This window comes from Nocardioides ultimimeridianus (assembly GCF_054777895.1).
The window spans coordinates 138,354-151,008 of record NZ_BAAHAB010000002.1 but is presented as its reverse complement, the minus strand read 5'-3'; the positions used below and the strand labels follow the sequence as shown (position 1 = coordinate 151,008).

Below are 12,655 nucleotides of genomic sequence, written 5' to 3'. Positions count from 1 at the left end.
TCAGGGGGTACCACCCGCAGGCAGGCTCTTCTTGGGTGGCCCATGGGTCGCGGCGGTGGCCGTCGCGGTCGCGGTCGTGACCGGGGTGCTCGGCGTCGTCGGCGTCGGCGGGCCACCGCCGTTGCCGTGCCCGTGCGTCTGCCCGGTGGTGGCCGTCGTCGCCGCGGAGGACGACGCGGGCGGGGCCGAGGAGGACTGCGGCGCCTTGGTGTGGTGGGTGTGCGGCGCCCGGGTCGGCAGCGGGCTGTGCCCGCCGGTCGGCGCGGTGCCGTCGACGTACGCCGGCGGCGGGAAGTCCTCCACCGGGAGCCCAGCCATCTCGATCTTCATGATCTCGGTCCAGGTCTCGGCCGGGTAGTGACCGCCGAAGTACGACGGCAGCCAGCCGTCGAGCTGGCCGTTGCCCTGGCCGCGGACGTACATGACGGCCGTCGACATCTGCGGGGTGAAGCCCGCGAACCAGGCCGAGGAGACCTGGTCGAGGGCGTTGGTGGCCGTCCCGGTCTTGCCGGCCGCGGGCCGGCCGAGCGCCAGTGCCGCCGTGCCGGTGCCCTGCTGGACCACCTGCTGCATGGCGTAGGTGTCGTCGGCGGCGATGTCGGCCGACATGGCCCGGTGCGTGGTCACCTCGTGCTGGTAGCGGGTCACGCCGTCGGCGTCCACGACCTTCTCGATGATGTAGGCGTCGGCCGCCACGCCCTTGTTCGCGATCGTGGCGTAGGCGTTGGCCATGTTGATCGGGCTCACGGTCTCCGAGCCGAGCGCCACGCCCGAGTCGGCCACCTGTCCCGGCGAGTGGTCGGGGAAGCCGTAGGGCGGGTTCGCGGCGGTCGCGGGCGGGATGCCGGCCGCGTTGACCATGTCCACGATCCGCTGCGGGCCGTCGGGGATGGACATCGTCAGGTCGGCGAACGCGGTGTTGACCGACTCCTCGAGCGCCTTGAGCAGGGTGATGTGGGCACCGTAGGGGGTGTTCCCCTCGTTGTTGACCTCATGGCCGTCGGGGTAGGTGTAGGGACCGTTGCCCTGGAAGGTGTCCTTGAGCGAGAAGCCGGCCTTGAGACCCGCCGCCAGCGCGAACGGCTTGATCGTCGAGCCCGCCGAGCCGCCGAGCAGGGCCCAGTTGAGCTGGGAGAGCAGGTAGTCCTGGCCGGCGTACAGGCCGCGGACGGCGCCGGTGCCGGGCTGGACGGAGGCGGCGGCGATGTGCAGCCGGCGCGGGCCGAACCCGGAGGGGCGGATCTTCTTCACGCCCCGGGCGGTGGCGTTCATGGCCTTCTTGGTGAAGGTCGTGGTCACCTGCAGGCCGCCGCCGGCGATCTCGGCCTCGCTGAAGCCGAGCGAGAGCAGCTGCTGCTTGACCATGGACAGGATGTGGCCGCGCTGCCCGCCGTACCGGTCCTCGCTCTTGATGGTCGGGAACTTGGGGAGGTGACCGACGTACTTGGCGACCTTGGTGGGGTCGGCGGTGCCCATCGACGCCATCCCGTTCAGCACGTAGTCGTAGCGCTCGAGCAGTGCCGCCTTCGAGGCCTTCCCGTTGGCCGGGTCCAGGCCGCTGGGGTTGTTGACCAGCGACGCGAGGACGGCGGACTGGCGCAGGGTGAGGTCCTTGGCGTCGACGTCGAAGTAGGAGCGGGCGGCGGCCTGGACGCCGTACGCGCCCCGACCGAAGTAGACGGTGTTGAGGTAGCCCTCGAGGATCGTCTGCTTGGACAGCTGCTGCTGGATCTTCAGCGACAGGATCGCTTCCTTGATCTTGCGCTTGATGCTGCGCTCCTGGGTCAGGTACAGCAGCTTCACGTACTGCTGGGTGATCGTGGAGCCGCCCTGGGTCGCGTTGCCCTGGGCGTTGCTGAACGCGGCGCGCAGGATGCCCTTGGGGTCGATGCCGTGGTCGGTCCAGAAGCTCCGGTTCTCGGCCGCGACCACGGCGTCCTTGATGGTCTGCGGCATCTCGGCGAACGGGATCGCGGTGCGGTCCTGGACCGCGAAGTCACCCAGGTCGGTCTTGCCGTCGGCGTAGAAGACGTGGGTCGTCTGCGTCAGGTACTCGGCGTTCGGGTCCGGGATGTTGATCGACTTGTAGGCGATGATGAAGCCGACGATCCCGATCAGTGAGCAGATCAGGAAGGCGACCAGCGCCCACAGCGTGAGGCGCTTGAGCCGCGACTTCCAGTCCTTGGGTCGAGCGGAGCGCCCGGCGCGAGCTCCGCTCGATCGGGGCATCCGGCGGTTTCCTTGCGCTGCAGCCACGCGGATCAGGGTACGCAGGGCCCGTCGTACGGCTCCAACGGCACGCGTCCGACACTCGCGATCCATCGGAAGTTCACGTTCCACGGATATATCGGTACGATAGGTCGCATGGCACGGCGCGGAGACACCATCGAGCTCGCAGTCCTCGGACTGCTGCACGAGGGTCCGATGCACGGCTACGAGCTGCGCAAGCGGCTCAACCTGATGCTCGGGTGGGGGCGGCTGCTGTCCTACGGCTCGCTCTACCCGGCGCTGAAGAAGATGCTGCGCGGCAACCTGATCTCCGAGGTCGTGCCGGGGGGAGTCCCCTCCCGTCGCCAACGGATCACCTACCAGCTGACCGAGGAGGGCCGGGCCGAGTTCGCCCGGCTGATGTCCGAGGTCGGACCCGCTGCGTGGGAGGACGACAACTTCGACATCCGGTTCCGGTTCTTCTCCTCCACGGACATGGAGATCCGGCTGCGGGTGCTCGAGGGCCGGCGTTCCCGGCTGCAAGAACGTCTCGACCGGGTCCAGCGTGACCTGGCGATGACGCAGAAGGAGGTCGACCGGTACGCCACCGAGCTGCAGCGGCACGGTGTCGAGTCGGTCGAGCGGGAAGTCCGCTGGCTCTCCGAGCTCATCAACGCCGAGCGTGGTGCGGCCACCACGCCCACCACCACTCAAGAAAAGTAAGGAAGGACCTCCTATGGGTTCGGTTCGCGTAGCGATCGCCGGCGTGGGCAACTGCGCCACGTCTCTCATCCAGGGCGTGCACTACTACCGGGACGCCGACCCGGCGGGCTCCGTCCCCGGTCTGATGCACGTCAAGTTCGGCGACTACCACGTCTCTGACGTCGAGTTCGTCGCCGCCTTCGACGTCGACGACCTCAAGGTCGGCAAGGACCTCTCCGAGGCCATCAACGCCTCGCAGAACAACACCATCTCCATCTGCGACGTGCCGACCCTCGGTGTCGAGGTCCAGCGCGGCCCGACCCTCGACGGTCTGGGCAAGTACTACCGGATGACGATCGACGAGTCGCCCGCCGAGGCCGTGGACGTCGTCCAGGCGCTCAAGGACGCCAAGGTCGACGTGCTCGTCTCCTACCTCCCGGTGGGCTCGGAGGAGGCCGACAAGTTCTACGCCCAGTGCGCGATCGACGCCGGCGTGGCCTTCGTCAACGCCCTCCCCGTCTTCATCGCCTCCGACCCCGCGTGGGCCAAGAAGTTCGAGGACGCCGGCGTCCCGATCGTCGGCGACGACATCAAGTCCCAGGTCGGCGCGACCATCACCCACCGCGTGATGGCCAAGCTGTTCGAGGACCGCGGCGTGGTGCTGGACCGCACCTACCAGCTCAACGTCGGCGGCAACATGGACTTCAAGAACATGCTCGAGCGTGAGCGCCTGGAGTCCAAGAAGGTCTCCAAGACCCAGGCCGTGACCTCGAACCTGACCGGCCCGCTGGCCGGCCTGATCGACTCCAAGAACGTCCACATCGGTCCGTCGGACTACGTGGCGTGGCTCGACGACCGCAAGTGGGCCTACGTGCGCCTCGAGGGTCGCGCGTTCGGCGACGTCCCGCTGAACCTGGAGTACAAGCTCGAGGTCTGGGACTCCCCGAACTCCGCGGGCATCATCATCGACGCGGTCCGCGCGGCGAAGATCGCCCTGGACCGCGGCATCGGCGGCCCGATCCTGCCCGCGTCGGCGTACCTCATGAAGAGCCCGCCGGTCCAGATCGAGGACACCGAGGGTCGCCTGCAGCTCGAGGCGTTCATCAAGGGCTGATCCTCACCTCAGTACGGCGAAGGGCCGGTCTCCCGCGGGAGACCGGCCCTTAGGCGTTCCTGGGCTGCTTGACACCGGGTTTGATCCCCAGTTGTCTGACGCAAGATCCGCTCGACGACGCGGACCGACCCAGGAGACCTCATGCCCCCATCCAACGCACTGTCCGTCCCGAAGCTGGTCCTGCCCGGAGCGGCCCTGCTCCTGCTGATCAGCAGCTTCCTGCCGTGGTACCACATCTCGATGTTCGGCGTCTCCGCGAGCGCGTCCGGCTGGCACCAGATCGGTGTCGTCGCGTGGCTGCTGACCATCGTGCTGGTCGCCTACGAGGGTGCCCGGCTGGCGGGCGTCGTACCGCTCGATGCGGCGAAGGCCGACCTGGCGAGCGTCGCGCTCGCGGCGCTCACCCTGCTGTTCGGCGTCATCTTCGTGATCGTCCGGCTCTCCGACGGCGCCCTCGGCTTCGGCCTGTGGATCGGCGTCCTCGCGATGATCGGCGTGGGTGTCGGCGCGTTCCTCACCCTGCAGAGCGGGGGCGCGAAGAGCGCGTTCGAGGACCTGCGGAACCAGGCGCAGCAGAACCAGGGCGGCACGCCGCCGCCCCCGCCGCCGCCTGCCTGACCCGACGCGAGGCGGCACCTCTGCACCCTCGCGACGTCACGGACGCCCCGGCCCGCGGTCTCTCCAGACCGCCGGCCGGGGCGTTCGTACGTCCCGAGGGTGTGAGCGACGCCCCGCACCTCGGTGGGCTGGACCAGTCGGACAATTCTGGGCCGCCGGCGGTAAAGAGTTCCGCACTCCGGCCCCGCAGCGCCCTCCGATGCCTAACGTCGCCGATGAGGACTTCCCGCCTCATCTCATCTCTATCGGCTCCTGGGGGGAACTGGTATGGCTCTTCACGCGCGCCATCGGCGCAAGACCCACCGCACCGCGCGATGGATCGGTACGGCGGGGGCGGCGCTCCTCGCCTCCGTCGCGCTCACCGCGACGTCCGCGCCCGCGAACGCGGCCCTGGTCGCACCCGTCACCCACGACGGCAATGCGCAGGTCACCGACTGCCCGACGGGCACGATCGGCTACGAGGCGGCCGGCTGGACGACGAGCTTCGCCGACCAGTCCTTCGGCGACGGCACCTTCATGGTGCACATCCACACCTACGACGACGGCAACGGCAACGCCTTCGACTTCTCCCAGGCGAGCAGCCCGGTCCAGGCCGTGTTCGTCAAGGGCTCGGCCGCCTACAACGTCTACGACTACGCGGGCGTGGGCGCGGTGACCAGCGACACCGACCTGCACCCGCCGCTCAACGCCAGCGGCATGTGGGCCGGCTTCAGCCACGTCATCTTCTGCTACGAGCCGACCCTGTCGGTGTCCAAGACCGTGAGCACCACCTACACCCGCGCATGGAACTGGACGATCGACAAGTCCGTCACCCCGGCGTCGTGGGACCTGTTCCAGGGCGACAGCGGTACGTCGACGTACACCGTCAAGGTGACCAGGACGGGCAGCACCGACAGCGCCTGGGCGATGTCGGGCTCCATCCACGTGAGCAACCCGAACGCCGTGGCCGCCACGGTCACCGGCGTCACCGACTCGCTCACCGGCAATGTGTCCTGCCCGGTCACGTTCCCGTACCAGCTCGCGGCCGGCGGGTCCTTCGACTGCAGCTACTCCGGCACCCTCTCCGACGGCAGCGACCGGACGAACCGGGCGACCGTCACGACCGCGGCGGGCACCCCCGTCCACGGCGGGTACGGCGAGGCCGCGGTGCACTTCGGTGACCCGACGACGGTCGTGAACAGCACGATCCACGTGACCGACTCCCAGCACGGCTCCCTCGGCTCGTTCAGCGACACCGGCTCCACGTCGTACGACCGGAAGTTCACCTGCGCGGACAAGGGCGTCAACCCCAACACCGCGACCATCACCGAGACCGGGCAGAGCGACGACGCGTCGGTCACGGTGGCCTGCGACAAGCTCGTGGTGGCGAAGGACGCGTCCACGTCGCTGACCCGCACCTGGACCTGGAACATCGACAAGTCCGCGGACAGGTCCTCGCTGCTCCTGGCCGAGGGGGAGACGTTCCCCGTGAACTACTCGGTCAAGGTCTCGGCCAGCTCCGCCGACACCCGGCAGTCGGTCACGGGCGACATCATCGTCACCAACAACAACCCGGTGCAGACGGCCCACCTCACCGCGGTGACCGATGTCGTCTCCGGTGGGATCACGGTCCCGGTCAGCTGCCCGCAGCTGACCATCGCCCCCGGCGACTCGCTGACCTGCAGCTACGCGGGTCCGCTGCCGGACAGCACCGACCGCACCAATACCGGCACGGCGACGCTGCAGAACCACGACTTCGGATCCGACGGGTCGGCGACGGTCAACGGCAGCACGCAGGACTACTCCGGCACCGCCCCGGTGTCCTTCGCCAACGCCACGGTCACCAAGGTCGACGAGTGCGTCGCGGTCAGCGACACCAAGGTGGGCGCCCTCGGCACGGTGTGTGCCGCCCAGGCGCCGAAGACGTTCACCTACGCCCTGACCTTCGGTACGCCGGCCACCGCCGACGTGCAGCTGGCCTGCGGCACGAACGCCTTCACCAACACCGCGTCGTTCCTCGCCGGCTCCGGCGCGCACGGCTCCGACTCCTGGACGGTGAACGCGAACGTCGCCTGCGCGACCGGCTGCACGCTGACCCAGGGCTACTGGAAGACCCACTCGCTGGCCGGCCCGGCGCCGTACGACGACACCTGGGCGCAGGTCGGCGGCTCGGGGGCCATGTTCTTCCTGAGCGGCCAGACCTGGCTGCAGATGTTCAACGCCTCGCCGGCGGGCAACGCCTACTACAACCTGGCCCACCAGTGGGCCGCCGCGGATCTCAACCAGCTCGACGGTGCGAGCATCCCGGCGACCGTGCTGTCGGCGTTCAACCAGGGCAAGTCCCTGCTGACCACCTACACCCCGGCCCAGGTGGCGGCGATGAAGTCCAGCAGCAGCGTGCGTCAGCAGTTCGTCTCGCTGGCCACGACGCTGGGCAGCTACAACATCGGGCTCACCGGACCGGGTCACTGCACCGAGTGACCTCCCGCTGAGCACGACCCTCGGCCGAGCCGTCCCGCATCCGCGGGGCGGCTCGGTCCGTTCTCAGCTGCGGGTGGCCCACCACTCCCGCAGCGCGGCCGCGGCGTCGTCCTCGCTCATCGGGCCGTTGTCGAGGCGCAGCTCGAGCAGGAACCGGTAGGCCTCGCCGACCTCGCGACCCGGGCCGATGCCGAGGATCTCCATGATCCGGTTGCCGTCGAGGTCGGGCCGGATCGAGGCCAGCTCCTCCTCCTCGGCCAGCCGGGCGATCCGGGCCTCGAGGTCGTCATAGGTACGCCGGAGCCGGTCTGCCTTGCGCTGGTTGCGGGTCGTGCAGTCGGCGCGGGTCAGGATGTGGAGCCGCTCCAGCTCGGAGCCGGCGTCACGGACGTAGCGACGTACGGCCGCGTCGGTCCACTCGCCCGAGCCGTAGCCGTGGAAGCGCAGGTGCAGCTCGACGAGCCGGCCCACCTGGTCGATCTGGTCGTTGCTGAACTTCAGCGCCTTCATCCGCTTGCGGGTGATCTTGGCGCCGACCACGTCGTGGTGGTGGAAGGTGACCGTGCCGTCCTCGACGAAGCGGCGGGTCCTCGGCTTGCCGACGTCGTGCATCAGGGCGGCGAAGCGGGAGACGAAGTCGGGCTCGCCACCGAGGCGGTCCTCCTGCGCCATCGCCTGCTCCAGCACGGTCAGGGTGTGCTCGTAGACGTCCTTGTGCCGGTGGTGCTCGTCGCGCTCCAGCCGCAGGGCCGGCAGCTCGGGCAGCACCCGGTCGGCGAGGCCGGTGTCGACGAGCAGGGTCAGGCCGAGGCGGGGGTACGGCGCGCAGATCAGCTTCACCAGCTCGTCGCGCACCCGCTCCGCCGACACGATCTCGATCCGGTCGGCCATCTCGGTCATCGCCTGGACCACCTCGGGCGCGACCGTGAAGCCGAGCTGGGCGGCGAAGCGCGCGGCCCGCATCATCCGCAGGGGGTCGTCGGAGAAGGAGTCCTCGGGGGTGCCCGGGGTGCGCAGGACGCGGCTCGCCAGGTCGAGGACGCCGCCGTAGGGGTCCTCGAGCTCGCGGCCGGGCAGCCGCACGGCCATCGCGTTGACGGTGAAGTCGCGGCGGCCGAGGTCGCCGGCGAGGTTGTCGCCGTACTTGACCTCGGGCTTGCGGCTGTCGGCGTCGTACGCCTCGGAGCGGTACGTCGTCACCTCGACGATCCAGTCGCCCTTGCGGCAGCCGATCGTGCCGAAGTCGCGGCCCATGTCCCACCAGGCGTCGCCCCAGGCCTTGAGGATCTTGTCGGTCTGCTCGGGACGCGCGGAGGTCGTGAGGTCGAGGTCGTTGGAGCGGCGGCCCAGCATGGCGTCGCGGACCGGGCCGCCGACCAGGGCCAGCTCGTGTCCCGCCGCGGCGAAGAGGCCGCCGAGCTCGTCGATGACCGGGGCGATCCGGTCCAGCTCGGCGGTCACCGCCGCCTGGACGTCGACCAGCCGCAGCGGCTCTGCGGGTGCGGGCGGTACGGCGTCGGTCACGGGCCGTGATTCTAGGAGGTCGGCCTGCCGTTCAGTGCATCGCGCAAGAGCCCCACTACGCTCGGGGGGTGTCTGTGGGCAGGTGGTTGTCGCGTGCCGCGACCGGCCTGCTCGGATGCCTCGCGCTGTCCGTGGCCACGCTGCCGGCCGCGCACTCCGACGACGCCGACCACTCCGGCGATGCGCCGCTGCGGATCTCGCTGAGCCGGATCACGCCCGGCGTGCTGCCGCGTCACGGGCCCCTCGTCGTCAGCGGCACCGTGCACAACACCGACACCGTGGCCTGGACCCAGGTCAACCTCTACCCCTACCTCGACGACGACGAGTGCACGGGCAACGGCAGCTGCCCGCCGCCCATGACGACCTCGGCGGCCCTGGCCGACGGCGCCGCGACCGACGAGGCGAGCCCGGTGGGCACGCGCATCGTCGAGGAGTCGAGCAAGCAGGAGATCGCCTCGATCGCACCGGGCGCGACGGTGCCGTTCACGCTCACGATCTCCCAGCAGGTGCTCCGGGCCAACCTCGCCGACCCCCAGGCCGGCGTCTACTGGTTCGGCGTCCAGGCGATCGGCCAGAGCGAGACGACCGCGCGCGACTCCATCGCCGACGGCCGAGCCCGCACCTTCCTTCCCTACGTCCCCACCTCCACCAAGCCGGGCAGCCCGGTGCTCGACACCGCCGTCGTGGTGCCCGTACGGACCACGGTCCAGCACGAGCGCGACGGCCGGCTCAGCGACACCGACACCTGGCTGACCCGCCTGTCGTCCGGCGGGGCCCTGACCGACGCGCTGACCATCGGCCGGGCGGCCGCCGGGCGGCCGATGACCTGGCTGGTCGACCCCGCTGTCATCGACGCGGCCCAGCAGCTCGCCGACGGCAACCCGCCCCGCCTGGTCCCGACGCCGGGGGCCGGCACCAGCTCCTCGTCCTCCTCCCCGACCGGCCTCGGCACCGGGACCAGCGGCTCCGGCAGCGCCGGCCCGCTCGCGACCGCGTCGACGGCCTGGCTGGAGCAGGCGCGCTCCGGCTTCGTCTCCGGGCAGCTCCTCGCGCTCCCGTACGGCGACCCCGCCCTGCTCGACTCCGGGTTCACCGCGCAGCTCTACACCTGGGCGCGGGCCGAGACCGGCGTCCTCTCCGGCTGGAGGATCCCCACCCGTCGCGCGATCGCCAGCCCCGACGGCTACCTCGACCCGGCCGGCATCACCGCGGCTCGGGACCACGCCATCGCGCTGGTCGGTGACCAGATGCTGCGCCGTCCGGTCGTGGGCGGCACCGTCGGGCAGCACCCGTTCGTGGCGACCTCGGCGGGCGCGGCTGCCGGCGGGCCCGACCCCGAGCAGCCGCTCAGCAGCCTCGCCGTCCGGCAGCGCATCCTGGCCGAGGCCGCGGTGCGGCTGCTGTCCGGGGACGAGCGCCCGCTCGTCGTACAGCTGCCGGCGGGGATGGGCGCGGGCGGGGCGGACCGGTTCTGGAGCGGCCTGGACCAGCCGTGGCTCAACCTCACCACCGTCTCCGACGTGCTGGCGCGAGGGACGGCCGCCATCGAGCCGGACTCCCTGAGGCTCCCCGCGTCGCACGCCGCGGACCAGACCCAGCTCGACGCGCAGGGCGAGGCCCAGCAGCTGGTCCAGCAGGGTCAGCTCCTGCAGTCGATCCTCACCGCCCCGAAGGCCAAGGACGGCACGGACACCACGGCGACCGCCAACGCCAAGATGGGCTCCGAGGTCACCGGCGAGGCGCTGGCCGGCATGTCGTACTCGGTGGCCGCCGACACCGATGCCGACGCGCCGAGCCGGCTGACCGCCTCGCGCGACTGGATCGAGGCCCAGCTGGCCGGCGTCACCATCGGCGCGCCACCCAGCGTCACGCTCTCCTCCTCCGAGGGCAGCTTCGCGGTGACCCTCACCAACAGCCTCGACGTCCCCGTGACCGTCGAGATCACCGCCGATGCCAACGGGGCGCGCATCGACCGCACCGACCCGGTCGAGCTCGCCGCACACTCGCGCGCCTCGGTCCGGCTCGACGCCCACACCAGCCGGGCGGGCGTGCACAACCTGCGCCTGGTGGTCACCAACTCCTCCGGTACGCCGATCGGCGCGACCGTCACGGTCCCGATCCGGTCCGGCTCGGTCGGCATCGTGATCTGGGTGATCCTCGGCACCGGCGCCGGGATCCTGTTCTTCGCCATCGCGGTCCGGCTCGTGCGCCGGCTGCGGCGGCACCGGCAGCGCCGAGCCGAGGCCACCGCGTGAGCGCTGCCGCCGACAGCCCCAGCCCCACCGGCGCCGACACCCAGTCCGGGATCCTCGCCAGCAGCGCGATCATGGCCGCCGGTACGGCGTTCTCCCGGGTCAGCGGCCTGCTGCGCTCCACGCTGCTCGCGATGGCGCTCGGCGCCAGCGTCCACGCCGACATCTTCACCGTGGCCAACACGGTGCCGAACATGCTCTACATCCTGCTGGCCGGCGGCGTCTTCAACGCCGTGCTGGTGCCGCAGCTGGTGCGGGCGATGCGCAACGACGCCGACGGCGGGCAGGCGTACGTCGACCGCGTGGTCACCCTCGCCTGCTGCTTCCTGGCCGTGGTGACCGTGCTGCTGGTCGTGGCCGCACCGCTGGTGATGCGGGTGCTGCTCTCGCACCAGTACTTCGCCCCCGGCATGGGTGCCGAGCGCGACTCGGCGATCGCGTTCGCGCGCTACTGCCTGCCGCAGGTGTTCTTCTACGGGATGTTCGTGCTGGTCGGCCAGATCCTCAATGCCCGCGGCCGGTTCGGGCCGATGATGTGGGCGCCGATCGCCAACAACGTGATCGCGATCGCGGTGCTGGTCGTCTACCTGTGGCACTTCGGCACGGCCGGTACGGCGGCCCAGCACGGCGGGTTCAGCTCCGGGCAGGAGCTGCTGCTGGGCGTGGGGTCCACCCTCGGCATCGCGGCCCAGTTCGTGATCCTGGTGCCCTACCTGCGCCGCGCCGGGGTCCGGATCCGGCCACGCTTCGACTGGCGCGGCACCGGCCTGGGCCACACCCTGCGGCTCGGCGTGTGGACGGTCCTGTTCGTGATCGTCAACCAGGCGGCGTACGTCGTGGTGACGCGGCTGGCCACCAGCGGCACGGCCGCCGGCCCGGACGGCACCGGCATCACGGTCTACTCCAACGCCTTCCTGATCACCCAGGTCCCGCACTCGATCATCACCGTCTCGCTGGCGACCGCCGTCCTGCCGCGGCTCTCCCGCGCGGCCGCGGACCACGACACCGCGGCGCTGGCCCGCACGCTGTCGAGCACGATGCGCTCGGCGCTGGCCGTCGTCGTACCGTTCGCCGCGGTGCTGCCGGTGATCGCGCTCCCGCTCGCGCACGTGATGTGGGGCCACGGCGCCACCGCGACGTCGTACCCCCGCTACGCGCCGACTGTCGCGCTGTTCGGCATCGGCGTCCTCTTCTTCACCATCCACTACCTGACCCTGCGCGGCTTCTACGCCCTGGAGCGCAACCGCACCGTGTTCTACATCCAGTGCGTGGTCGCCGCCGTCAACGTCGCCGCGGCCGTGACGCTGGTCGGCCTGGCGGACCCGCGGCAGACCTCACCGATGCTGGTGGTGGCCTATGCGGCGGCGTACGGCGTCGGCGCGGTGCTGTCCACGACGGTGCTGGTCCGCACGCTGGGCGTCCTGCGGGTGCGGGAGTGGGCCGGCTTCGTGGTCCGGCTGCTCGCCGCCACGGGCCTCGCCGTCGGCGTGACCTGGGTGATGGACCGGATCGGGCACGACACCGTGCTCGAGCTGACCTCGCGTCCGGGCTGGGAGTGGGCGGCGGTCCAGCTCGGCGTCGACGGGGTGGTCCTCGGCGTGCTGCTGCTCTGGCTCGCGGGGCCGTTCCGGCTCACCGAGCTCACCGACGTGGCCGACACCCTCGCCCGCCGGCTCCGGCGATAGTCCTCGGGATCGCGGCCGGCAGCGTGGCGGGAGCCGGCGTCGGCGGAATCCCGTCTGCACCTCGAAGCGGTTCTGTAGTAACCGCCGACGCT

The 12,655-nt window shown here is 70.9% G+C and carries 8 protein-coding genes; 6 read left to right on the top strand and 2 right to left on the bottom strand.

Annotated features, from left to right (window positions below):
* On the bottom strand, nucleotides 1-2,229 hold the full coding sequence (locus ACYU8V_RS00735; protein WP_460844511.1) for a transglycosylase domain-containing protein: 2,229 nt from the start codon (nucleotides 2,227-2,229) through the stop codon (nucleotides 1-3).
* Between the two features lie 135 nt (nucleotides 2,230-2,364).
* Here ACYU8V_RS00735 and ACYU8V_RS00730 point away from each other — a divergent pair, with 135 nt between their 5' ends.
* From ACYU8V_RS00730 to ACYU8V_RS00715, 4 genes are all read left to right on the top strand, one after another.
* Complete coding sequence (locus ACYU8V_RS00730) at nucleotides 2,365-2,931, top strand: PadR family transcriptional regulator (protein ID WP_460844510.1); 567 nt, start codon at nucleotides 2,365-2,367, stop codon at nucleotides 2,929-2,931.
* A 13-nt stretch (nucleotides 2,932-2,944) separates the two neighbouring features.
* Nucleotides 2,945-4,024, top strand: a complete 1,080-nt coding sequence (locus ACYU8V_RS00725; protein ID WP_460844509.1) for an inositol-3-phosphate synthase — start codon at nucleotides 2,945-2,947, stop codon at nucleotides 4,022-4,024.
* A gap of 141 nt (nucleotides 4,025-4,165) precedes the next feature.
* Entirely contained in the window at nucleotides 4,166-4,642 is a 477-nt protein-coding gene (locus ACYU8V_RS00720; protein WP_460844508.1) for a hypothetical protein, read from the top strand.
* A gap of 267 nt (nucleotides 4,643-4,909) precedes the next feature.
* Complete coding sequence (locus tag ACYU8V_RS00715; protein ID WP_460844507.1) at nucleotides 4,910-7,102, top strand: hypothetical protein; 2,193 nt, start codon at nucleotides 4,910-4,912, stop codon at nucleotides 7,100-7,102.
* Between the two features lie 63 nt (nucleotides 7,103-7,165).
* Here ACYU8V_RS00715 and ACYU8V_RS00710 read toward each other — a convergent pair whose 3' ends face one another.
* Nucleotides 7,166-8,590 (bottom strand): CCA tRNA nucleotidyltransferase, encoded by a 1,425-nt coding sequence (locus ACYU8V_RS00710; RefSeq protein WP_460844591.1) that lies wholly within the window; start codon nucleotides 8,588-8,590, stop codon nucleotides 7,166-7,168.
* A gap of 104 nt (nucleotides 8,591-8,694) precedes the next feature.
* Here ACYU8V_RS00710 and ACYU8V_RS00705 point away from each other — a divergent pair, with 104 nt between their 5' ends.
* Together ACYU8V_RS00705 and murJ are read left to right on the top strand one after the other, a co-directional pair.
* On the top strand, nucleotides 8,695-10,881 hold the full coding sequence (locus ACYU8V_RS00705) for a DUF6049 family protein (RefSeq protein WP_460844506.1): 2,187 nt from the start codon (nucleotides 8,695-8,697) through the stop codon (nucleotides 10,879-10,881).
* On the top strand, nucleotides 10,878-12,563 hold the full coding sequence (gene murJ / locus ACYU8V_RS00700; RefSeq protein WP_460844505.1) for a murein biosynthesis integral membrane protein MurJ: 1,686 nt from the start codon (nucleotides 10,878-10,880) through the stop codon (nucleotides 12,561-12,563). Before ACYU8V_RS00705 ends, murJ begins: the two co-directional genes overlap by 4 nt.
* Nucleotides 12,564-12,655 lie beyond the last annotated feature (92 nt).